At 68.9% G+C, this 21,017-nt stretch carries 21 protein-coding genes; 10 read left to right on the forward strand and 11 right to left on the reverse strand.

Annotation, left to right across the window (positions count from 1 at the left end; translation table 11 throughout):
* Positions 1-184: 184 nt before the first annotated feature.
* Positions 185-628, reverse strand: a complete 444-nt coding sequence (locus HUA76_RS34210; protein WP_141645958.1) for a DUF697 domain-containing protein — start codon at positions 626-628, stop codon at positions 185-187.
* A 90-nt stretch (positions 629-718) separates the two neighbouring features.
* Between HUA76_RS34210 and HUA76_RS34215 the strand changes: the two genes are divergently transcribed.
* Complete coding sequence (locus tag HUA76_RS34215) at positions 719-1,174, forward strand: MarR family winged helix-turn-helix transcriptional regulator (protein WP_174463199.1); 456 nt, start codon at positions 719-721, stop codon at positions 1,172-1,174.
* A gap of 56 nt (positions 1,175-1,230) precedes the next feature.
* A complete protein-coding gene (locus HUA76_RS34220) occupies positions 1,231-2,115 on the forward strand; it encodes a CPBP family intramembrane glutamic endopeptidase (protein ID WP_174463200.1) in 885 nt (294 codons plus the stop codon).
* Positions 2,116-2,130: 15 nt separating this feature from the next.
* Here the strand turns inward: HUA76_RS34220 and pip are convergent, their stop codons facing one another.
* On the reverse strand, positions 2,131-3,099 hold the full coding sequence (gene pip, locus HUA76_RS34225; RefSeq protein WP_174457584.1) for a prolyl aminopeptidase: 969 nt from the start codon (positions 3,097-3,099) through the stop codon (positions 2,131-2,133).
* A 252-nt stretch (positions 3,100-3,351) separates the two neighbouring features.
* Between pip and HUA76_RS34230 the strand changes: the two genes are divergently transcribed.
* Entirely contained in the window at positions 3,352-3,543 is a 192-nt protein-coding gene (locus HUA76_RS34230) for a hypothetical protein (RefSeq protein ID WP_141645954.1), read from the forward strand.
* A 190-nt stretch (positions 3,544-3,733) separates the two neighbouring features.
* Here HUA76_RS34230 and HUA76_RS34235 read toward each other — a convergent pair whose 3' ends face one another.
* Complete coding sequence (locus HUA76_RS34235; protein WP_141645953.1) at positions 3,734-4,948, reverse strand: small ribosomal subunit Rsm22 family protein; 1,215 nt, start codon at positions 4,946-4,948, stop codon at positions 3,734-3,736.
* A gap of 124 nt (positions 4,949-5,072) precedes the next feature.
* Between HUA76_RS34235 and HUA76_RS34240 the strand changes: the two genes are divergently transcribed.
* From HUA76_RS34240 to HUA76_RS34255, 4 genes are all read left to right on the forward strand, one after another.
* Positions 5,073-6,080, forward strand: a complete 1,008-nt coding sequence (locus HUA76_RS34240) for an ATP-binding cassette domain-containing protein (protein WP_141645952.1) — start codon at positions 5,073-5,075, stop codon at positions 6,078-6,080.
* Entirely contained in the window at positions 6,077-6,883 is an 807-nt protein-coding gene (locus tag HUA76_RS34245) for an ABC-2 family transporter protein (protein WP_141645951.1), read from the forward strand. The genes HUA76_RS34240 and HUA76_RS34245 overlap by 4 nt, the downstream gene beginning before the upstream one ends.
* A 4-nt stretch (positions 6,884-6,887) precedes the next feature.
* Positions 6,888-7,691, forward strand: a complete 804-nt coding sequence (locus tag HUA76_RS34250; RefSeq protein WP_174463201.1) for an ABC transporter permease — start codon at positions 6,888-6,890, stop codon at positions 7,689-7,691.
* A gap of 346 nt (positions 7,692-8,037) precedes the next feature.
* Positions 8,038-10,065 (forward strand): kelch repeat-containing protein, encoded by a 2,028-nt coding sequence (locus HUA76_RS34255; RefSeq protein WP_254614664.1) that lies wholly within the window; start codon positions 8,038-8,040, stop codon positions 10,063-10,065.
* Positions 10,066-10,117: 52 nt separating this feature from the next.
* Here HUA76_RS34255 and HUA76_RS34260 read toward each other — a convergent pair whose 3' ends face one another.
* The 5 genes from HUA76_RS34260 to HUA76_RS34280 all read right to left on the reverse strand — a co-directional run bounded on the left by HUA76_RS34260 (position 10,118) and on the right by HUA76_RS34280 (position 13,316).
* A complete protein-coding gene (locus HUA76_RS34260; protein WP_174463203.1) occupies positions 10,118-10,852 on the reverse strand; it encodes a double-CXXCG motif protein in 735 nt (244 codons plus the stop codon).
* A gap of 13 nt (positions 10,853-10,865) precedes the next feature.
* Positions 10,866-11,534, reverse strand: a complete 669-nt coding sequence (locus HUA76_RS34265; RefSeq protein ID WP_174457580.1) for a TIGR02269 family lipoprotein — start codon at positions 11,532-11,534, stop codon at positions 10,866-10,868.
* A 91-nt stretch (positions 11,535-11,625) separates the two neighbouring features.
* On the reverse strand, positions 11,626-11,856 hold the full coding sequence (locus HUA76_RS34270; RefSeq protein WP_174457579.1) for an addiction module protein: 231 nt from the start codon (positions 11,854-11,856) through the stop codon (positions 11,626-11,628).
* A gap of 67 nt (positions 11,857-11,923) precedes the next feature.
* A complete protein-coding gene (locus tag HUA76_RS34275; RefSeq protein WP_174463204.1) occupies positions 11,924-12,826 on the reverse strand; it encodes a helix-hairpin-helix domain-containing protein in 903 nt (300 codons plus the stop codon).
* 82 nt (positions 12,827-12,908) lie between these two features.
* Positions 12,909-13,316 (reverse strand): RidA family protein, encoded by a 408-nt coding sequence (locus HUA76_RS34280; protein WP_174457577.1) that lies wholly within the window; start codon positions 13,314-13,316, stop codon positions 12,909-12,911.
* Positions 13,317-13,432: 116 nt separating this feature from the next.
* Here HUA76_RS34280 and HUA76_RS34285 point away from each other — a divergent pair, with 116 nt between their 5' ends.
* Entirely contained in the window at positions 13,433-15,058 is a 1,626-nt protein-coding gene (locus tag HUA76_RS34285; protein ID WP_141645946.1) for a peptide chain release factor 3, read from the forward strand.
* Between the two features lie 3 nt (positions 15,059-15,061).
* On the opposite strand, the gene HUA76_RS34290 is transcribed toward HUA76_RS34285, so the two are convergent.
* Positions 15,062-15,604, reverse strand: coding sequence for a hypothetical protein (locus tag HUA76_RS34290; protein WP_141645945.1), 543 nt, complete (start codon positions 15,602-15,604; stop codon positions 15,062-15,064).
* A gap of 68 nt (positions 15,605-15,672) precedes the next feature.
* Here HUA76_RS34290 and HUA76_RS34295 point away from each other — a divergent pair, with 68 nt between their 5' ends.
* Positions 15,673-17,166, forward strand: a complete 1,494-nt coding sequence (locus tag HUA76_RS34295) for a carboxypeptidase M32 (RefSeq protein ID WP_174463205.1) — start codon at positions 15,673-15,675, stop codon at positions 17,164-17,166.
* Positions 17,167-17,189: 23 nt separating this feature from the next.
* Here HUA76_RS34295 and HUA76_RS34300 read toward each other — a convergent pair whose 3' ends face one another.
* A complete protein-coding gene (locus tag HUA76_RS34300) occupies positions 17,190-17,546 on the reverse strand; it encodes a hypothetical protein (protein WP_141645943.1) in 357 nt (118 codons plus the stop codon).
* Positions 17,547-17,640: 94 nt separating this feature from the next.
* Here HUA76_RS34300 and HUA76_RS34305 point away from each other — a divergent pair, with 94 nt between their 5' ends.
* A complete protein-coding gene (locus tag HUA76_RS34305) occupies positions 17,641-18,282 on the forward strand; it encodes a class I SAM-dependent methyltransferase (protein ID WP_174457575.1) in 642 nt (213 codons plus the stop codon).
* Position 18,283: 1 nt separating this feature from the next.
* On the opposite strand, the gene HUA76_RS34310 is transcribed toward HUA76_RS34305, so the two are convergent.
* The gene (locus tag HUA76_RS34310) at positions 18,284-21,013 is read right to left on the reverse strand and encodes a M1 family metallopeptidase (protein WP_174463206.1); all 2,730 of its coding nucleotides are present in this window, start codon (positions 21,011-21,013) and stop codon (positions 18,284-18,286) included.
* Positions 21,014-21,017: the final 4 nt, after the last annotated feature.

A 21,017-nucleotide genomic window follows, 5' to 3' on the forward strand; every position in this document is an offset into this window, starting at 1 on the left:
TGCCCCGGTCGGGGGGGCGCCGGCGCCTCAGCCAGACGCGCCCCAATGGAGTCCCTTGTCTGCCTTTGCCAGAGGCCGCTTGAGAGGCTTCATCACCAGACTCAACAACAGGAGATGCCGTTTCCAACGCCGAAGGCGTCTACGAGGACGCCCGCGTGTCGTGGACCCGTGCCTTCCGCCTCGGCTACTTCTTGACGCCGAGCTGCGCGAGCGCGGCCTTCACCCAGTCCTTGATGGACAGGGTGTCGAACGGAATCGCATCGCGGCCCGGGTACTTCTTCTCGAAGTACGTCACCGCCGCCACGCCCATGGCGAACGCGGTGCCACCGCTGGCGGCACCCTTGAGCAGCCAGCCCGCGATGGGAATCCATCCCACCGTCTCTCCGACGATGCTGCTGGCCGCCTTGCGCGCGACGATGCCCGCGCCCAGCGTGGGCACCAGGCCGAGCGCCTCACCGAGGCTGAGCTTCTCTCCGTAGATGCCCGCCACGTGGTAGATCATGTACGCCTCGATGGCGGACGTGAGCGCAGTGTGCGCACCCGGCACCGGGATGGGAATCGCGGCGGCACCCGCGGCGCGCAGGGCGCTCTCCTCGACCCAGCTTCGCGCGGCCTTCTCTGCGGACATGGATGTTCTCCCAATCAGTCGTTCGTTCCCACCTTAAGGACTCCGACCGGGGTTCGAAAGAGGGCGCACCACCGGGGTCTTGGAACGCAGTTGCGACACCTGCTCGAGCTTCTCGACGGAGCGGTCGGCCGGGTCTACGAGGAAGAGGGCTTCGCCTACCGTCCTCGCTACACGCCGTTGGTGCGGGCGCTGATGCAAGACGAGCCGATGACCATCGGTCAGCTCGCCGAGGCGTCCGACACCACCCAGCCCGCCACCACGCAGACGCTGGCGTTGATGGTGAAGGACGGGCTCGTGCTCTCGGAGCCAGGGCCAGTGGATGGGCGTCAGCGGTGGATTCGCCTCAGTCCGTCGGGACGGGCGCTGCTCCCGCGACTCCAGTCGTGTTGGAAGGCCACCGCGAGCGCCGCTGCCAGCCTGGATGCTGAGCTTCCCGTGCCGCTCTCCGAGGTGCTCGAGCGCGCCATCCAAGCCCTCGAAACGAAGTCCTTCGACGAGCGAATCGCCAGTGCGCGGGGACGGCAATCGAAGCGCCGTGGCGCGTAGGTATGATGTCCCCTTGCAGCGCGGAAGAGTCATCTCCGACCGAGAGAAGCAGACCCATGAAATCCATCTTCATCAACAGCGAGCAGCGTCTCCGTAATGGTTGGAAGGTGCTGGGCTCCGTCGCGTTGAGCGTGGCCCTGATACTGGGCCTCGTCCTCCTCCAGAAGCAGCTGCCTGTCGAGCTGCGGCGAATCGTCTCGGGGCCGCTCTGCGCCTTTTTCGGCGTCCTCCTTTCGAGCTGGCTATGCCTTCGACTCGAGCGTGAGCCCCTGTCCTCGCTCGGAATCCTCCCGGCGCGGCGCTCGGCCCGTGACTTCGGGCTCGGGCTCTTGGGCGGCACGGCGCTGGTGGGAGCGGTGGGCGCGGTCGTCTTCGCGCTGGATGGCTTCCATCTGGAGCGAGCCGCGAGCAACGGAGCCGCCGTCATCTTCAAGATCTCCTGGTTCATGCTCTGCGTGGCCCTGTTCGAGGAGACGCTGTTCCACGGCTATGCCTTCCAGCGCGCCATCCGGGGGATGGGTCCCAGGTGGACGCAGCTCGTGTTCGCGGCCGTCTTCAGTCTGGCCCATGCCTTCAATCCCGGCATGGACGGAGGGGCACGCACGGTGGCTTTGACCGCCACCTTCCTGGCCGGATGGATGCTGGGGCTCTGCTACCTGCGCACGGGAGGACTGGCGCTTCCCGTGGGTGTGCACCTGGGCTGGAACGGGTTGCTGGGCCTGCTGGGCTTCGGCGTGAGTGGCGAGGAGTTCAAGGGGATGTGGATGCCTGTCTTCCACGGCCAGCCCGAGTGGCTCACCGGAGGCCGCTACGGGCTGGAGGCCTCCGTCGTCACCCTCGTGGTGCTGGGCTTGTTCATCCTCGCCCTGTCGCGCTGGAAGGGAACGCGACAGAGCGAGGCGCCCACCCCGCTGACAGGCGCACAAGGCCAGGGAGCCTGAGGACCACGCCCTGGCTCACCGCGGACGGAACCGGTCCGTGGCCTCCACGAGCGCGGACGTGGTGCCTGGCTCGTTCGCCGAATGCCCCGCATCCGGAACGATGACCAGCTCCGCCTCCGGCCACGCTTGATGCAGCGCCCACGCGCTCTCCGGCGGGCACACCACGTCGTAGCGTCCCTGGACGATGACCGCGGGGAGATGACGGATGCGCGGCACGTCATCGAGGAGCTGCGTGTCCGAGCGCAGGAACCCGCGGTTGAAGAAGTAGTGGCACTCGATGCGCGCGAAGGCGAGGGCGAAGTCGTCCGCGCTGTTGCGTGCCACCAGCTCCAGGTTCGGATGCAGATAGCTGGTTCGCGCCTCCCACACGCTCCAGGCTCGCGCGGCCTCCTGTCGCGTCGCCGCGTCCGCGCTCGTCAGGCGTCGGTGATACGCGCCGAGCAAGTCCCGTTGCTCCTCCAGGGGGATGGGCGCCAGGTAGTGCTCCCACGCGTCGGGGAACAGGGCGCTGGCGCCGCGCTGGTAGAACCAGTCCAGTTCCTGTTTGCGCAAGAGGAAGATGCCGCGCAGCACCAGCTCCGTGACGCGCTCCGGATGGGCCTGCGCGTAGGCCAGTGACAGCGTGCTGCCCCAGGAGCCGCCAAAGAGCTGCCAGCGCTCGATGCCCAGGTGCTCGCGCAGACGCTCCATGTCGGCCACCAGGTCCCAGGTGGTGTTCTCCTCCAGGCTCGCGTGCGGAGTGCTCCGGCCGCAGCCGCGCTGGTCGAAGAGGACGATGCGATAGGCCGCCGGGTCGAAGAACCGCCGCTGCTTCGCGTCCGTGCCTCCCCCTGGGCCACCATGGACGAAGACCACGGGCTTGCCCTTCGGGTTGCCACACTCCTCGAAGTAGAGCTCGTGGAGCGAGGAGACCCGCAAGCGGCCCATGCGATAGGGCTCCAGCGGGGGGTACAGCATCCGCGACGGCGGGGACTGAACGGACATGCGCCTTCCTGGACAACGAGAGAGTTGCTCACGCTAGCAGACCGGTTCTTCATCGCCGGCCGGCCCGTGTGTCACCGTCCGGAGGTGTTCGCGTGTCCCCTTGCCTGGGGTGGGGACTGTCGGGCAGGGCACATGCCGCACGCCGCGGCCGCGCCCTGAACGCGATGTGACGGCGATGTTGCCCGCGCGCGACGTGGAGGTTGCGGGAGCGGTGGATGCTGCTTCCCGTCTCCTCACACCCCGGAGCGTTCCATGAATCTCGCTTCCCTGATGACGCCCCCTCGGAAGAACGAAGACCACGCCGCGCCCCGTCGCCTCCAGCTGGTTCGAATCCAGGCCACCGTCCTGCTTCAAGGCGCGGTGAGCGCGGCGCAGGACAGCGTGAAGTCCTTCCGCCACATGCGCGACGTGCTCACGGGGGCTTACTCGCAAGCCCGCGCTTGAGCGACGCGAGGACCCGTGGAGCGGGCCTCACTGGGCGCTCACAGGCCCTCGCTCGCCGGCGTGAACCACCGCGCACCGCAGGGTCGCGCGGAGGCGGCATATCGCGGGCCACGCCGAGGCCCGCGCGACGCGGAGTTCACGCGGGGCACTGTGTCGCGGGCCGTGTCGGAGCCCGCGACCTCTCCGCGTGTCAGGAGGGCGCGCCGGGGTTCGGGCTGGTTCCCGGATTCACGGGCGCGTCCTCCTTCGGAGGCGGCGGTGGCACGCCCTTGCCCGCGGGCGCCACCATCCTCACCTCGGAGGCATCGCTCATCGCCAGACCGTCGCCCTTGGGCTCCGTCTCCGTCACCGCGATGACGTCACCTCGGTGCAACTGGAGGAAACGCTCGTTCTTCTCCGTGCGGTGACGCTCCTGCATCGCCAGTCCCACGCGGCCTTCCGGCCCGCAGCCGATGTAGCGGTGCCGTCCCTTGCCCTCCAGCGGCTCGGAGACGATGCGGAACAGCCGACCCGGCGGAAGCTCCGGCCACTCCTCGCCCTTGGGCGCCAGCAGCAGGTAGCTCATCTTCAACGCTTCCTTGTGCAGGCTCGCAGCGCGCGCCAGCTCCTCCACGACGCGAGGCATCGGCCAGGGCCGCTCCGCGTGGCACCAGTCCGTCTCCTTCACCAACGCCGGACACGCACCCCGGTACATGCACGGCGCACGCACCGCATAGCCGCGCGCCACCATCGCATCGCGCACGTGCAGCAGGCCGCGGCTCGTCTCCCGCAGCGCGGGTTCCATCACCAGCAGGCTGCCGCCGCGCTTCACCTTCGCCAGCGCCGCCTCGAGCAGCGCCGCCCGAGGCGTCGTCGCGCTGTCCCCCGTGCCGTACAGCTCGTTGATGACGTGGCCCATCGTAATCAGGTCGTACTGCCCCTCCGGCAGCACGGCGGCCTTCTTCGTCGGGTCCCACTCCCGGGTGGCCAGCGCCTCGCCGGCCTCTGTCGCCAGCGCGCGCGCGAGGTTCAGCGCGGCCTTGCTGCGGTCCGCCGCCGTCACTTCCTTCCCGCCCGCGTCCATCGCCGCGAAGGCCACCGGACCCGGGCCGCTGCCCAAATCCAGCACCTGTCGGGGACGGTTCGGCAGCTCCCCCAGCACCTGCCGGGCCTGCGCATACGAGACCGGCCAGTAGAAGAGGAGGTAGGCGCCCAAAAGCTTCGGGTCGTCCATGTAGCGCGCCCCCGCGAGCTGACGCTCCCGCGTCAGGCCCAGCGAGAGCTGGCGCACGCCGGCGCCCACTTCCTTCACTTCCTGGGGCGTCAGCCGCCCCTCCGGCCCGTCACCCTTGCCGCGTGACGCGCGCCACACGGCGATGAGCCGCGGCATCCACCGCTCCAGGTCCTTGCTGTATCCGTTGCTCATCCCGCCAAGCCTTCGACCGAGGGGCCGCTCCCGGAAGCCGCCCATGTCAACCCGTTGTCACCCCGCCACTTGCTCAACTCCACGGTCGCCACCCGGGGGCGTCCGCGTTAAACCCTTGTCGCACATGATCTCCGTCCACGGGCTGCGCAAGCACTACAAAGTCCACAAGCGCCCGCCAGGCCTCAAGGCGGCCCTCCGCTCGCTCTTCCATCGCACCTACACCTCCGTGAAGGCGGTGGACGGCATCTCCTTCGACATACGTCCGGGAGAGCGCGTGGGCTTCCTGGGCCCCAATGGCGCCGGCAAGACGACAACGCTCAAGGTCCTCTCCGGCCTCCTGCACCCCTCCGAGGGCGAGGTCCGCGTCGACGGGCACGTGCCGCGCCTGCGCGAGGAGGCGTTCCTCAAGAAAATCATGCTCGTCATGGGGCAGAAGCAGCAGCTCCTATGGGACTTGCCTCCGGCGGAGACCTTCGAGCTCAACCGCGCCATCTACGACGTGCCCACGTTGCAATACAAGCAGACGTTGGACGAGCTGGTGGGGCTCCTGGAGATTGGCGACCTCATCGGCAAGCCGACGCGCCAGCTTTCCCTGGGCGAGCGGATGAAGTGCGAGCTGGCGGCGGCCCTCATCCACCGGCCCCGCGTGCTGTTCCTGGACGAGCCCACCATCGGCCTGGACGTGTCCATGCAGGCCACCATGCGCACGTTCATCAAGGACTACAACGAGAAGTACGGCGCCACGCTCATCCTCACCAGCCACTACATGGACGACGTGGCGGCGCTCTGCCCGCGCGTCATCGTCATCGACAAGGGCCTGTTGTCCTACGACGGAAGCCTGGAGGCGCTGGTGCAGCGCGTGCGCCCGGAGAAGCGCGTGGTGCTGCGGCTGTCCGAGCAGGTTGACGCCTCGCGCCTGGAGCCCCTGGGCAAGCTGGTGACGCACGAGGCGGGCACCGCCGTGCTCCAGGTGAAGCAGGACGCGGTCAACGCCACCATCTCCCGCGCCCTGTCCGGACTGCCGGTGACAGACCTCACCGTGGAGAACGCGCCGCTGGAAGAGGTCATGAGCGAGCTCTTCGCGGAGAACAAGGCCCGCAGGCTGCAGGCCGCCGAGTCGGTGACGGCATGAATGCCCGAGGTCTGCTGCGGGCCCTTCCCACCATGCTGCGCGTGAGCTTCGCGGAGTCGGTGGCCTACCGGGCGGAGATGTTCGTCTGGGTGCTGTCCACCACCATGCCGCTGGTCAACATGGTGCTGTGGATGGCGGTGGCCAAGAGCGCCCCGGTGGGCAACTTCGGCCAGGCGGACTTCGTGGGCTACTTCCTGGCCACCTTCGCGGTGCGTCAGCTCACCAGCGCGTGGGCCGCGTGGCTCATCAACTGGGAGGTGAAGCAGGGCACGCTGGCGATGCGGCTCCTACGTCCCATCTCTCCCTTGTGGGGCTACGCGTCCGACAACGTGGCGGGCTTCCCCATGCGCGTCGTGGTGGCCCTGCCCGTGGTGCTCCTGAGCATCGCCCTGGTGGGCGCGGACAAGGCGGTGCCGCAGCATGCGTGGCAGTGGGCGCTGTTCATCCTCGCGGTGCTGGGCGGCTGGGCCATCACCTTCCTGGCCAACGTGGCCATCGGCGCGCTGAGCCTCTTCCTCGACAGCAGCCAGAAGATGATGGAGGTGTGGATGGTCCTCTTCTTCGTCTGCTCCGGCTACATGTACCCGGTGGAGTTCCTACCCGAGGGCCTGCGCACCGTCATCGACTGGCTGCCCTTCCGCTACCAGATGGGGCTGCCAGTGGAGTTGATGACGAACGCGCATGACCTGCCCACCGCGCTGGGGCTCCTGGCGAGGCAGTGGGCGTGGGTGCTGGGCATGGGCGCGCTCGCGGTGGGGCTCTGGAAGCAGGGCGTGAAGCGCTTCGCGGCGTTCGGAGGGTAGGGGCATGGTGCGGCGATATCTGCGACTGCTGACAGTGCAGCTCAAGGCGTCCGGCCTCCAGGCGCTCCAGTACCGGGCGGACTTCTTCACCGATGGCTTCACGTCGCTGTGCTGGGTCTTCACCGCGCTGGCGCCGCTGTTCGTCGTCTACGGCAGCCGGCCGGAAGTCGAGGGCTGGAGCTTCGGCGAGGCGCTGCTCGTGGTGGGCTGGTTCACCCTGCTGCAAGGCATCCTCGAGGGCGCCATCAACCCGAGCCTCACCGGCGTGGTGGAGCACATCCGCAAGGGCACGCTGGACTTCGTGCTGCTCAAGCCCGCGGATGCGCAGTTCCTCGTGTCGACGCAGCGCTTCCTGCCGTGGCGCGCGTTCAACGTGCTCACCGGCCTGGGGCTCTTCCTCTACGCCTTCATGCTGCTGGGACGCGGGCCGTCTCCCTTGGGGCTCCTGACGTCCGTGCTGCTCCTGGGCACCAGCACGCTGCTCTTGTATTCGCTGTGGATATTGACGGTGAGCGCCGCGTTCTTCGTCGTCCGGGTGGACAACCTCACCTACCTCTTCACGTCCATCTTTGACTTCGCGCGTTGGCCTTCATCCGTGTTCAAGGGCGTGGCGAAGGGGGCGTTGACCCTGGTCTTCACCTACGTGATTCCCCTCGCCTTGATGACCACCTTCCCGGCGGAGGCCATGCTGGGCCGGCTGCCAGCGCAGTCCCTGGTGGGGGCGGTGGTGGGCTCGGCCATCTTCGCGTGGGTGGCGCGGCGCGTCTGGATTCGCTCCATCGGCCACTACACCTCCGCCAGCAGCTAATCCCTTTCATCTCGACCGAGTCTTTCGAGCCGGCGAGCGCTCGCTGACTCGGTGGTGGGGTGTATCAACCCCACCTGTCTCATCTGGTGTCGACACATCTTTTCAAGGGCGGAATTGGCCTCCTTCCTCGGGACTGGGGTAAGGGCCGCCGCGTGCGGCTCGTCGGGCGCACACCCCAAGGAAAGGACCCCCACCCATGAATCGATGTATCGGGCTCGGCCGACTGGCCGCGCTTGTGTCGGCGCTTGTCCTAGCGGGATGCTCACACGAGGAATTTGCAGAAACGTCGGAAGCACAGGCGACTGCGGGCTTGGAGGCGAGCCAGGGTTGGACGCCCACGCCGAGCATGTTGCTCCAGCGGATGGACCACACGGCGACGTTGCTGCGCACCGGGCAGGTGCTGGTGGTGGGTGGGCAGTCCTCGTCGAGCGCGGAGCTGTACGACCCGAAGGGCGTGCGTTGGCTGCCCGGGGGCTCGCTGGGCGCCGCGCGGCGTCGACACAGCGCGACACTCCTGAACAACGGCAAGGTGCTCGTCGCTGGCGGTGACTCCGGCGCGTCGTCCACGGGCACCGCGGAGCTGTATGACCCCACCGCAGGGACCTGGGTCGCGACGGGGAATCTGGACTCGCTGCGCTCCGGCCACACGGCGACGTTGCTGTCGAGCGGGAAGGTGCTGGTGGTGGGCGGAGAGAACGGCGCGGGCGCGGGGCTGGCCACTGCCCAGCTCTATGACCCGGCCACGGGGACGTGGTCCGCCACGGGTGCGCTGCGCAGGGCGCGCGTGGGACACACGGCGACGCTCCTGGGCAATGGACGGGTGATGGTCACCGGGGGGCGAGTCGGACCGCGAGGCTCGTTCGTGAATGACGTGGAGCTGTACGAGCCGAGCACGGGGCTCTGGACCCTCGCAGCGGGGATGCTCGGAGTGCGCTCGGGGCACAGCGCGACGCGGCTGCTGTCCGGCAAGGTGCTGGTGGCGGGAGGCTTCATCGATGAACTCACGGCCTCGCGGACCTCGGAGCTGTTCGACCCGGGGACGGGCACCTGGACTTCGGTGGCGCAGGGACTGCCAGGAGAGCGGGCGCAGCACACGGCCACGCTGCTGCACTCGGGCGAGGTGCTCGTCAGTGGTGGCACGGATGGCAACAGCCCGTATCTGCAGAGCGCGGCCATCTTCGACCCGGCGCTGGTGCGCTGGAGCGTGACGTCTTCGATGAGCACGAGTCGGCTGGGGCACACGGCCACACTGTTGCCCCAGGGCGACGTGTTCGTCGCGGGAGGAAGCGCGGAGGGAACGCAGGGGGCCTCGTCGGCCGAGCGCTTCTCGGTGCCCACGCCGCCCTGGCGCCCGACGGCCGTCATGTCGTCGGCGCGGTATCACCACTCGGTGACGTTGCTCGACTCCGGCAAGGTGCTGGTGGCGGGAGGCACGAGCACCGGCGGCAGCGGGCTGTCGGGCGCGGAGCTGTACGACGAGCACCTGGTGACGTGGACGCAGACGGGGAGCCTGGTCGCGCCGCGCTTCCTGCATGGGGCGGCCGAGCTTCCCTCGGGCAACGTGCTGGTCGCTGGCGGGCAGGCCAGTTCCTCGTCCTATCTGTCGTCCGCGGAGGTGTATGACCTGGCCACGGGGCAGTGGAGCAGCACCGGCGCGCTGGCGGGGGCCCGTTCGCGGCACACCACCACGTTGCTGGAGTCGGGGCAGGTGTTGGTGACGGGAGGGCGGATGTCCTCCAGCTTCAGCAGCATCCTCGCCACGGCGGAGTTGTATGACCCGCCTTCCGGCACCTGGCGCACGACGGGCGCGATGAACGTGCGTCGCGTCAACCACACCGCGACGATGCTGTTGTCCGGGCAGGTGCTGGTGGTGGGCGGCACGACGCCCACGGGCGACACGGCCACCGCCGAGCTCTACAACATGCACACGGGCCAGTGGACGCAGACGGGCTCCATGTCGGGCACGCGTTATGGACACATCGCGGTGGCGCTCCCCGGAGGCAAGGTGCTGGTGGCGGGCGGCTGGGGCCTGGGCGGCGCGCTGGCCACGGCGGAAATCTATGACCCGGCGCAGGGCGGCTGGACGACGGTGGCGCCCATGACGAGCAGCCGCTACGGCGCGCTGGCGTCGGTGTTGTCCTCGGGCCGCGTGCTGGTGCTGGGCGGGGACGCCGGGGCGGGCACGGGCCTGTTGTCCACGACGGAGGTGTTCGACCCGGCGCTCGGTCAGTGGACGTCCGCGGGCACCATGTCCAACGCGCTGTCGAGCGGCACGGTGACTCGGCTGGCCATCTCCGGGCGACTGCTCGTCGCGGGAGGATTGGGGACCAGCGGAGCGCTGTCCTCGGCGGAGCTGTACACGCCAGCGCTCTGACGATGAGGCTCCTGTCGCCCGCGTCCCGGTGTGGACGCGGGCGGCAGGGGCATCAGCTCACGGCGGAGCGGACTGGCAGCTCGTGGAAGGCGATTCCTGGGAGTTCCATGAGGCGCACTGCCTCCATGAGGCGCTGAGTGCCGATGAGCATCGTCGCGAAGTTTCCGACCCGGAACAGGTCCACGTCTGAGGGCATGGAGTCCGCATCAAGGACGGGCGCATCGGGTCGCGAGAGCGCGAAGCGGCCACACGTCGGGCAGGGTGGAGGCACATCCGGTGGGACACAGTCGGGATGGAGTCGACCGCGTGGCTCGATTTGAAGGTCGAGCAGCTCGGGCGCGGTCTTCTGGCGAAACCGCAGCTCTGTCCGGCACCCTGTCAATCCACGGAGGCCCTGCGCCTGGAGTTGCTCCAGTGCGTCGCGGCGAACGAGCAGAATCGAAGTCCCTTGCCAGGTGAACGGTCCGAAAGCTCCCGAGGCTCGGCCGACCCTGGGGCCAAACTCGGTGCCAGGTGGCAGCTCGGAGTTCGCTGGGGCCAGGGGGCGCACCAGAGCCCGCAGACGTGCGAACTCGGTGAAGGGCTCGGGGCGGGGCTGCTCGAAGAGAGCGTGCTCGGGCAGCGAGGATAGGTCCACGCAAGGATAGTGGTGACCCCACGAGCTCCAGGTCACGCCGCACTCCGAGCACTTCGCACCGGGCAGGGCCCACTTGAGAGCCCCGTCGAACGAGCCGCTGAAGGCGCTCGTCGCGGCCTCGTCCTCCCGCAGCCAGAAGTACCGAGTCATGTGTTCGAAGCCCTCATGCTCCCGGGCGAGAATAGTAGGGTTGAACGGGGCCACCGATGAGCTGGAATCGGTGGATGAGTTCGCCCGCGTGTTTGTAGATGTCCTCGGGACTCGCGCTCTGATTCAGGTCTCGATACTGGCGCCAGGCCTTGTTCCACGGGCCTCCGCGACCGTCATTCCCATGAATGCGGCGATGGAGGTCGCGGGGGATGGGCATCGTGTAGTCGTGGATCTTCACGCCCTGGCGCTCGAACCATCTCGCGAGGTCCTCTGCCTGGGGAAAAATGTGGTGCTTCTCCCAACGCCCTGGCGTGAGCTGGTGCGAAGGAGGAATGACTCGCTCGGGCGCGCCATTCCAGTGCGGGAAGACCATGATGGCCCCGCGAGGGAGGCCCTGGCGACCGCCCCAGTTCCTCCGGGGACCACTTCCCGGTGCGGCAGCGGCGGCAGGGGGACGTGCCGGAGGAAAACGCACCCGCTCAACCTCGCTGGGCAGGTCCTCGCAACGATAGAGGCCGCACATGTCATCCGAACACAGGACCGTGACGCAGCGGTCCTCCTCGGGGCGAGCGCACTCCACCTCGGCTTCATCCCAAGCGGGATGAATCGGGTGCTGTGCAGCGGAAGCGCAGCCCAGCACGTGGACGACCCATAAAAGCCAGAGCCCTCGCAGAATTCGCATGCGCCGCGAAGCCTAGCACTCAGAATTGCCGGAGTTTTACGTGCAGTTGCGCCTGGGCTTCCTCGTGATGAGAGGCCGATGCTACGCGTCGCTACTTCAGGCGAGCAACAACCTGACGCTCCACGTCCTCCCAGGGGACTGTCTCCACGCGGCCTTCGCGGATGTCCGTGGCGCGACGCTCCAGCTCTTGTGCCCACTCTGAACCGGAAGCTTCCTGTGCGGGCTCGTCGTCGAGACTGAGCAGGAGCTTGTGCGCGACCTCGGCGCGCTCCTCGGGAGGAAGGCTCAGGACCCGTGTGAGCAAATCGTCCTTGGTGGCCATGAGGTGAATCCTACTCGTCGGCGTCGTTGTTGGCGGCAGGGACTGTTTCCGACTCGACCTCCTGTTTTCACGCCCCGGGCTGATGCGCCTCCGCCTCCTCGGACTCCACGCCGTAATAGGCCAGGCACTCCACCTCGCGACCTCTCACCACGCGCCGACCGTCCAGCGGTCCACCGTGCGCGGTGACGATGGTGCACTGTCCCTCGTCGCCTTCCTGGTCGAAGTACAGCACCACCCAGTCGTGCGTCGCTTTCTGCTGATGTGCCATCGCTGTGTTGGAGAACAGCGCCCGCACGTTCCACCCGTCCAGCTTGCGCCGCATCACCGGCAACCACGCCTCACCCGATGGATTGAACCGCCGAGGCGCGATGGTCCGCAGCTCTCCCGTGTCCGCCTTCCGGCGGTACTCCTCATCCACCTGGAGCAACACCCCCACGTCGGGCCGAGGCCCTTCATCCTGGCTCTCGCGCTTGCGCGCCGCTCCTCGCCGGTTCCGCCCCAGCCGCGCCTCGAGCAGGTCCCGCACCTGCTGCCCGCGTCGCGGTCCAAAGCCCTCCACCGCTTCGAGCCTGCCGTCGTGCGCCGCCTGCTCCAACTCCTCCAGCGAGCGCACACCCAGCTCTTCATGAATCCGCCGCGCCAGCTCCGGACCGATGCCCGGCACACTGGCAAGCAACTGCTCGGGCGACGACTCATCCTCCAGCCGCTGCAACAACCCGAGCTGCCCCGTGCGCACCAGCTCCGCTACCGCCGCGGCGATGCTCTTGCCCACCCCGGGCAGCTCCCGCAGCCCCGCCTCGCCCTTCGACGCCAGCAGCTCCGCCACGGACTCCGGCCATTGGCCAATCGACCCCGCCGCCTTGCGGTAGGCCGTCACCCGGAAGGGCATCGCGTCCTGCTCCTCCAGCAGGTCCGCCACCCGCTCCAGCGCATCCGCGATGCCGATGTTGTCCTTCCATTCGACGCCCATGGCTCCCTCGAACTTGGAGCGTCGGGCGCGAGGCGACCACCCCCGGCGATGCAATCCAAGCGGGCAGGGGGGCCCTCGTTCCTCAGGGTGCCTTGTCGAGCGCGTCCGCGACGATGGCGTCCGCCTCGATTTCCACCAGAATCTCCGGGGAGATGAGCTTGCTCACCTCCACCATCGACGTCACCGGACGGATGCTGGCGAAGAACTCCCCATGCGCCCGGCCCACCTGCTCCCAGCGGGAGATGTCCGTGACGTACATCCGCGTGCGCACCACGTCCTTCAGGCCCGCGCCCACGGCCAGGAGCGCGGATTCGATGTTCCGGAGCGCCTGGACGGCCTGCAGGTAGGCATCCCCGGCCCCGACAATCTGCCCCGACGCGTCGGTGGCCGTGGTGCCCGAGATGGAGACGAAGGGCCCCACCCGCACCGCGCGCGAGTAGCCCACGACGGGCTCCCAGGGGGTACCCGTGGAGTGATGGGTCCGCTGCATGGCTGCCTCCGAAGGCGAAAAAGTGTGAGCAGACCCTCCCACGGGCCTCGGGCGAACCGCCAGGGGCTCCTTGTTGGCTGCAAGGAAACACGGCCCGTGGTAGTTGGCCCCGGGTCATGACGAACGAGCTCGACAGGGAGGTCGCCCGGCGGCGCACCTTCGCGATCATCTCCCACCCCGACGCGGGCAAGACGACGCTGACGGAGAAGCTGCTGCTTTACGGCGGCGCCATCCATCTGGCCGGCAGCGTCAAGGCCAAGCGCGCGCGGCGCCACGCCACCAGCGACTGGATGGAGCTGGAGAAGGAGCGCGGCATCTCCGTCACCTCGTCCGTCCTCCAGTTCGTGTACCGGGACCACGCCGTCAACCTGCTGGACACCCCGGGCCACCAGGACTTCTCCGAGGACACCTACCGCACCCTGGCCGCGGCCGACGCGGCGGTGATGCTCATCGACGCCGCCAAGGGCGTCGAGCCCCAGACGAAGAAGCTCTTCAAGGTGTGCCGCCTGCGCGGCATCCCCATCTTCACCTTCGTCAACAAGCTGGACCGCTACGGCCGCGAGCCGCTCGAACTCATGAACGAGCTGGAGCAGGTGCTCGGCATCCGCTCCTATCCGATGAACTGGCCCATTGGCATGGGGCCGGAGTTCCGTGGCGTCTACGACCGGCAGGCCCGCGTCGTCCACGTCTTCTCCGCCGAGGGCACCCACGGCGAGTCGGAGGTCGGCGAGCGCTCGGTCTCCATCGACTCGGAGGACATCAAGTCGGTGCTCACCGAGTCGGAGCTGGCCAAGCTCCACGAGGACATCGAGCTGCTCGACATCGGAGGTGACGAGTTCACCCGCGAGAAGAGCGACTCGGGCCAGCTGACGCCCATGTTCTTCGGCAGCGCGATGACGAACTTCGGCGTGCGCCCGTTCCTCGATGCCTTCCTGGACCTGGCCCCCGCGCCCACCTCGCGTCTGACGACGCTGGGCCCGCGCGAGCCCAACAACCCCAAGTTCGCCGGCTTCGTGTTCAAGATTCAGGCGAACATGGACCCCGCCCACAGAGACCGCATCGCCTTCATGCGCGTGGTGAGCGGCCGGTACGTGAAGGGCATGAACGCGTTCCACTCGCGCCTGGGCAAGGAAGTGCGTCTGGCCAAGCCGAGCCAGTTCATGGCCGCCGAACGCACCGCGATTGAAGACGCCTGGCCCGGAGACGTCATCGGCTTGTTCGACCCGGGGCAGTACCGCATCGGCGACACGCTGGCGGAGGGCACCGACGTGGAGTTCGAGGGCGTGCCGCGCTTCAGCCCCGAATACTTCGCGGTGGTGCGCTCCAAGGACCCCTTGCGCCGCAAGCAGATGGAGAAGGGCCTGGAGCAGCTCTCGGAAGAGGGCACCGTGCAAATCTTCCAGCAGCTCAGCATGGGCATGAAGGACCCGATTGTCGGCGTGGTGGGCGCCCTCCAGTTCGAGGTCCTCCAGTACCGGCTCGAGCACGAGTACGGGGCGAAGATTGCCCTGGACCGGCTGCCCTTCAGCCACGCGCGCTGGGTGGTGGGGCCGAACTTCGACCCCAAGTCCTTCGACTGGGAAGGCAACCGTCAGACGGTGCAGGACCGCGACGGTCTGCCGCTGGTCCTCTTCCGCGACGACTGGGCGCTCCAGCACGCCGAGGACAAGCACCCGGACCTGAAGTTCCTCAACGAGGCGCCCATGCTGCGCAAGCTGACGGCGGTCGCCTCGGGGAGCTGAGCGCTACTTGTAGACGTTCACGGTGCCGCCCCGGAAGGCGGAGTCGCGCAGGACGAGGCCTTCCTTGTAGAGGCGGGCCGTCTTGGGGCCGACGAAGAAGTCCTTCGGCTGGCCCCGGCGGAACGTCTTCTTCACGTGCTCCTCGATGTCCATGAACAGGCGCCGGAAGCGGTCCGGCGCCGCGTTCTTCCGGCCCGTCTGCGCGGTGATGTCCAGCTCCGCCCAGAGCTTGCCGCTGAGCAGTTCGCCCTCCTCGTTGGTGCGGCAGCGCTCCAGGAAGATGACGGGGGAGCGCACCTCGTCCACGCGCCAGTAGCCCTTGTCCGGGCCGCGCTTCATCTTGTCGACGATGGCGGGGCCCAGGTCGCTGGCCACCAGGTACATCTCGTCCTCGGGCAGTCGCGCCATGTTGTCCTGATGGGCGCGGAACGTCGTCCAGTCCGCTGGAACGCGCCGGGGGTACACCTCCAGCACGAAGCGCTCCAGGAAGCGGAAGAAGGCGAGCTCGTCGTCGGGAATCATGAAGAACTGAAGGACATTGGCCATTGCCCGGCCCTCATACCCTTGTGTTCCTCCCCGCGAAAGCCCGGGGTGCGGCGGGTTATAGAGACTTCATGGATACCTGGCTGCTTTCCCGGATGCAGGAGCTGAAGGACCTCCAGGGGCTCATTGGCCTCGCCACGTGGGACCAGGAGACGTACCTGCCCGCCAAGGCGGGCCCCGCGCGAGCCCACCAGCTGTCCACCCTGCAGGGCATCCACCACGAGCGCCTCGTGGACCCTCGGCTGGGGGATGCGCTCGCCAGGGCGGCCACGGAGGCGGGCCTGTCCGACGACGAGCGCGCCATGGTGACCGTGCTTCAGCGCGAGCGGGAGCGCGAGGTGCGCGTGCCCGCCGCCCTGGTGCGCGCCCTGGCCGAGGCCCAGAGTCACGGCCTCCATGCCTGGCGCGAGGCCCGCAAGGAGCGCCGCTTCGCCCGCTTCCAGCCCGCCCTCCAACGCCTGCTGGAGCTGCGTCGCGAGCAGGCGGATGCGTACGGCCATGATGGCGAGCGCTATGACGGCCTGCTGGAGGGCTACGAGCCCGGCATGCGTGCCTCCCGGCTGACCCCCGTGCTGACCACGTTGCGCGAGCAGCTCATCCCCATGGTGGGCAAGCTCTCGGGCGCGAAGCGACAGGTGCCGGCCCTCTTCGACGGGCGTCGCTACGACAAGGACGCGCAGTGGCGCTTCACGCTGCGGTTGCTCGGGGACCTGGGGTTCGACCTGGAGGCGGGCCGACAGGACGTGAGCATCCATCCGTTCACCGGAGGCACGCACGCGCTCGACGTGAGGCTCACCACGCACGTGGACGAGTCGAACCCGTTGTCCGCCATCTTCAGCACCATCCACGAGGCGGGGCACGGCCTGTTCGAACAGGGCTTCTCGCCCGAGCATTACCGCACGCCGCTGGCGGCCTCGCCGTCCATGGGGCTGCACGAGTCACAGTCGCGGCTCTGGGAGAACCTCGTGGGCCGGAGTCGCCCCTTCTGGGAGCACTACTTCCCGCTGCTGCGCGAGAGCTTCCCCGACGCGCTGGCCCAGGTGGACCTGGATGCGTTCCACACCGTCGTCAACGACGTGCGCCCGTCGCTCATCCGCACCGAGTCCGACGAGGTGACGTACAACCTCCACATCGCCGTGCGCTACGAGCTGGAGCTGCTGCTCATCCGCGACGAGCTTCCGCTGGAGGAGCTGCCCGCCGCGTGGAACGCGCGCATGGAGCGCTACCTCGGCGTCACTCCGCCCGATGACACGCAGGGCGTGCTCCAGGACATCCACTGGGCCTGGGGCGAGCTGGGCTACTTCCCGACGTACTCGTTGGGCAATCTCTACTCGGCCTCGCTCTATCGCGCCGCCGGGCGGGAGCTGCCGGACCTCGAGGGGCAGCTGCGACGGGGACAGATGCTGCCGCTGCGCGACTGGCTGCGTGAGCGCATCCACCGTCAGGGCTTCCGCCTGCCCGCCGAGGAGCGGGTGCGCGAGGTGACGGGACAGGGCCTCACCGACGCGGACTTCCTGGGGTACCTGCGCGCGAAGTACGGCGCGCTCTACGGCATCTCGCTCTGACCGCCGTCACACGACGCGCGGACTCAGAACGAGAACAGGAGCGGATGGCACGAACGGGCCAGCCGCAGCGCGTCCTTCGCGAGCGTGTATGAACCTGGATCATCCGCGTCCAACCATGCCGTGCGCGCGACGAGGCTGCTCAGCTCGAAGCACAGGCTGGTGGTGCGCCGCGCCAGCCGGCTCTCCTTGCGCAGCGCGCGCACGTTGAGCTCGCACAGCTCCGCGCACTGCCGCAGCACGCGCACCGAGGCGCTGCTCAGCGTCTGTCCCTGCGCCACCATCCGCGCCATGCCTGCTTCGCAGGCCGCCTGGCACTGGAGGCTCGCATCAATGCAGCGCGACACGTCCGCGCGAGCACCGCCCAGTCTCGCTCCAGTCATCGCTCGCACCTCCGAACCGCTAACCAGGGTATGCACGCCGAGCAGGGGGGCAACTGGAAGTGAGGCATGAGATGCCCGATGTTAAACGGTCACCATGCCCAAGCTCACGCTCGTCCCTGACGAAATCGAAGAGTACGCCCGCGCGCACACCGCGGCACCCGCGCCACTCTTCGAGGAACTCAAGGACATCACCCACGCACGCACGTCCTCTCCGGGTATGCAGGTCGGACCCGTCGAAGGCGCCTTCCTGAGAATGCTCGTCTCGCTCACGAGTGCGAGGCGCGTCCTGGAAATCGGGACCTTCACGGGATACTCGGCGTTGATGATGGCGGAGGGGCTTTCCGACGACGGAGAGCTCATCACCTGTGACATCAACCCGGAGACAGCTGAGATTGCCCGCTCCTTCTTCGCGCGCAGTCCGCATGGCCGGAAAATCCAGCTCCGGCTCGGGCCTGCCCTGGAAACCCTGAAGACGTTGCGGGGTCCGTTCGACCTGGTCTTCATCGACGCGGACAAGGGGGGCTACAGCGCGTACTGGGACGCGGTGGTGCCGCTGGTGCGTCCCGGAGGGCTGCTCGTCGCGGACAACGTGTTGTGGTCCGGGCGCGTGCTGAGTCCCGAGTCCGCGCAGGACCACGCGGTGGTGGACTTCAACGCGAAGGTCGTCGCGGATGCGCGCGTGGAGCCCGTGCTGCTGACGGTGCGCGACGGGATGATGCTCGCGCGCAAGCGGTGACTCAGTAGCGCGCGAGGAAGCGCGTCAGCCCGGGCCGCAGGGCCTCGCGCTGGGCGATGCACTGGTCCACGCGCTCCAGGGACTGTGCCAGCGCACGCTCGCCGCCCTCGAAGTCTCGCGCGCGCGGACCGAAGAAGCGCGCCACCTCTTCACGGTGCTCGGCGTCGCAGAAGAAGCCGCCACCCGAGAGCAGCCACGTGGAGAGGTCCCTGGGCAGTCGCTCGCGCAGGGTGTCGAAGTGCTCGCGCAGGAAGCCGAACGCCACCTCGCGCGTGTGCGCCTCCGAGAGCTGTCCGAAGAGGATGGCCAGCGCCTCGCGCGTGTCCACCTTCGCGTCCAGCAGCAGCTCCAGGCTGGCGCGCGCCAGCGCCGCATCGCGAAAGCTGCCCAGGGCACCGAAGAGCAATCCGCGCTCCTGCTCCGTGGCGGCGGCGCGCGCGGCGTCTCGCAGGCGTTGGTGCAGGGCGGCGTCTCCCGCCACCGCGGCGGACTGAAGCACCGTGGCGGCGTCCTCGGGTGGCAGCGCGGTCCGGTCCTCAAGCCAGCGCAGCGTGAGGCGGCGAGCCTCCGCGCGCAGCTTCGGGTCTTCGCCCTCGGTGGCCGCCATCCACATCAGGGTGGGGCGCATCAGTCGCAGGTCCTCGCTCTCGCCGGGACGGGAGACGAAGCCCACCGAACGCGCGCGGCTTCCGAAGAGTCCGCGCACGAAGCGCGCCCGGTGCGGACGGAGTGCATCCGGAACCAGGTCCGTGTGCACGCTGCCCACCACGCCCGCCGCGCTGTTCACCAGGTCCGAACCCCCTTCGCCCAGCCGAGCCACCAGCGTGAGCGCCTGGCTGACGTCCAGCTCGCCACTGGAGAGCAGCGCCTGCGCGTCCGCCATCAACACCAGTCGCTCGGGGATGGTGAGCTGCCTTCCTCCCTGGCGCGTGAGGCGCTCCAGCCCGTCTCCGCGCAGCAGCGCATGGTAGTAGCCGCGCGCGTCCGCGTTCGGGTGGACCCAGTCGGGACACCCCTTCGCCTCGGTCAGCTCCAGTGTGCCCGTGGGCTCGGTGAGCACCGTGCAGACGCGGCCTTCCTTCGCGCCGACGGCGTAGCGCACGCACAGCGGCACCTGCCAGGGCCGTGAGCCCGCCGCGTCCCGGGCCCCGAGCGGCAGGTAGCGCCGCTGCTCCAGCGCGAGGCGCGGCGCTCCCTCCTTGGGACACTGGAGCGTCATCGCCACGAGCGGCACACCGGGCTGGTCCAGGAACGACGAGAACACGGGCGCGACGTCCCGCCCGGCCGCGAGTGACAGCGCCTGGAAGAAGTCCTCGGTGGTGGCGGTGCCGCGCGCGTGGGCCTGCAGGTAGTGGCGAACGCCGCGCTGGAATGTGTCGGCTCCCACCCAGGACTCGAACATGGCGAGCACGGCGGCGCCCTTGCCGTAGGTGATGCCGTCGAAGGCGCTGTGGATATCACCGGGCGCTTCGATGGGCTGGCGGATGCTGCGCGCGGTGACGAGCCAGTCCTCGCGCATGGCGTGGCCTCGGGCCTCCACGCGGCGGATGTCTCCACGCCACTCCGGACGCCAGCGCTTCACCACCTTGAAGGCGAGCCAGTCCGCGAAGGACTCGTTGAGCCACAGGTCGTCCCACCACGCGGGGGTGACGAGGTTGCCGAACCACTGGTGCGCGAGCTCATGTGCCTGCGTCTCCGCGAAGCCGCGCTGGCGCCACACGGTGTCCTTGCCCGGCTCCGCGAGCACCAGCGGCGCGCCGAAGGTGACGAGGCCCGGATGTTCCATCGCGCCCCCCAGAAGCCCCGGCACCGCGAGCACGTCCAGCTTCGGGTAGGGGTAGGGCGTGCCGAACCACGTCTCCAGCTCCGCGAGCAGGGGCGGGGTGACGGACGCGGCCCAGGTCGTCTCGGCCGCGCGGCCCTTGGGCACCACGATGCGCACCGGCACGCCGTTCTGTCCGGCCCGCCCCGCGTCCACCGCCTCGAAGGGGCCCACCGCGAAGGCCACCAGGTACGTGGGCAACGGCGGCGTTGTCTGGAAGCGCACCGTCTTCCAGCCGTCCGTCCCCGCCTCCTCGGCGCGCACGGGCGTGTTGGCGAAGGCGGAGTCCTCCGTGCGCACGCGCAACGTCAGGACCCAGGGAATCTTGAACGCGGGTTCATCGAAGCAGGGAAACGCGCGCCGCGCGTACAGCGGCTGGAACTGCGTCATTGCGTACCAGTGGCCGTTGTCCTGCTCGCGGAAGACGCCGCTGTCTTCCTTGTCGTACGCGCGGCCCGTGTACTCGACGTGCAGCGTGACGGGGCCGGGCTGGAGCGGCTCGCGCGGGATGAAGGCGAGCAGGTCCTCCCCGACGGGCAGCGCCTCCGCGGACACCCGCGTGTCCCCTACGCGGAAGTGGCTCTGGCTCACGGTCAGCTCCGAGGCGTGGAGCCACAGCGCGCGCGTGGGCTCGGACAGCGACAGCTCCACGTCCACGGTGCCTCGGAAGGTCTCCTGGCGAGGGTCCAGCTCCAGCGTCACCGCCTGCCGCGTGGGCCGCGCGTGCCAGTCCAGCCGCAGGCCCGGCGGCGTGAGGACGCGGGCGTCTTCCACGGGCGGAGGCACGACGCGCGGGCGAGGCATGGGTGGGGGCGTCAGCGCCGCGGCTTCACGGGCGCCGCCCGTGCAGCCCGCGAGGAGGAGCGCCAGCAACAGGGCGATGACCGCGCCAGGGTGTCCGAACCGCATCGGG

The sequence above is a fragment of the Myxococcus sp. CA056 genome (genome assembly GCF_013336715.1).
Taxonomy (GTDB): domain Bacteria; phylum Myxococcota; class Myxococcia; order Myxococcales; family Myxococcaceae; genus Myxococcus; species Myxococcus llanfairpwllgwyngyllgogerychwyrndrobwllllantysiliogogogochensis.

Coding starts and splice junctions, on each gene's coding strand:
- HUA76_RS34235 (WP_141645953.1), bottom strand. CDS start 4,948: ATGAGCAACGGATACAGCAAGGACCTGGAGCGGTGGATGCCGCGGCTC.
- HUA76_RS34240 (WP_141645952.1), top strand. CDS start 5,073: ATGATCTCCGTCCACGGGCTGCGCAAGCACTACAAAGTCCACAAGCGC.
- HUA76_RS34310 (WP_174463206.1), bottom strand. CDS start 21,013: ATGCGGTTCGGACACCCTGGCGCGGTCATCGCCCTGTTGCTGGCGCTC.
- HUA76_RS34210 (WP_141645958.1), bottom strand. CDS start 628: ATGTCCGCAGAGAAGGCCGCGCGAAGCTGGGTCGAGGAGAGCGCCCTG.
- HUA76_RS34250 (WP_174463201.1), top strand. CDS start 6,888: ATGGTGCGGCGATATCTGCGACTGCTGACAGTGCAGCTCAAGGCGTCC.
- HUA76_RS34280 (WP_174457577.1), bottom strand. CDS start 13,316: ATGCAGCGGACCCATCACTCCACGGGTACCCCCTGGGAGCCCGTCGTG.
- HUA76_RS34260 (WP_174463203.1), bottom strand. CDS start 10,852: ATGACTCGGTACTTCTGGCTGCGGGAGGACGAGGCCGCGACGAGCGCC.
- HUA76_RS34255 (WP_254614664.1), top strand. CDS start 8,038: ATGTTGCTCCAGCGGATGGACCACACGGCGACGTTGCTGCGCACCGGG.
- HUA76_RS34285 (WP_141645946.1), top strand. CDS start 13,433: ATGACGAACGAGCTCGACAGGGAGGTCGCCCGGCGGCGCACCTTCGCG.
- HUA76_RS34265 (WP_174457580.1), bottom strand. CDS start 11,534: ATGCGAATTCTGCGAGGGCTCTGGCTTTTATGGGTCGTCCACGTGCTG.
- HUA76_RS34220 (WP_174463200.1), top strand. CDS start 1,231: ATGAAATCCATCTTCATCAACAGCGAGCAGCGTCTCCGTAATGGTTGG.
- HUA76_RS34295 (WP_174463205.1), top strand. CDS start 15,673: ATGGATACCTGGCTGCTTTCCCGGATGCAGGAGCTGAAGGACCTCCAG.
- pip (WP_174457584.1), bottom strand. CDS start 3,099: ATGTCCGTTCAGTCCCCGCCGTCGCGGATGCTGTACCCCCCGCTGGAG.
- HUA76_RS34230 (WP_141645954.1), top strand. CDS start 3,352: ATGAATCTCGCTTCCCTGATGACGCCCCCTCGGAAGAACGAAGACCAC.
- HUA76_RS34245 (WP_141645951.1), top strand. CDS start 6,077: ATGAATGCCCGAGGTCTGCTGCGGGCCCTTCCCACCATGCTGCGCGTG.
- HUA76_RS34270 (WP_174457579.1), bottom strand. CDS start 11,856: ATGGCCACCAAGGACGATTTGCTCACACGGGTCCTGAGCCTTCCTCCC.
- HUA76_RS34305 (WP_174457575.1), top strand. CDS start 17,641: ATGCCCAAGCTCACGCTCGTCCCTGACGAAATCGAAGAGTACGCCCGC.
- HUA76_RS34290 (WP_141645945.1), bottom strand. CDS start 15,604: ATGGCCAATGTCCTTCAGTTCTTCATGATTCCCGACGACGAGCTCGCC.
- HUA76_RS34275 (WP_174463204.1), bottom strand. CDS start 12,826: ATGGGCGTCGAATGGAAGGACAACATCGGCATCGCGGATGCGCTGGAG.
- HUA76_RS34300 (WP_141645943.1), bottom strand. CDS start 17,546: ATGACTGGAGCGAGACTGGGCGGTGCTCGCGCGGACGTGTCGCGCTGC.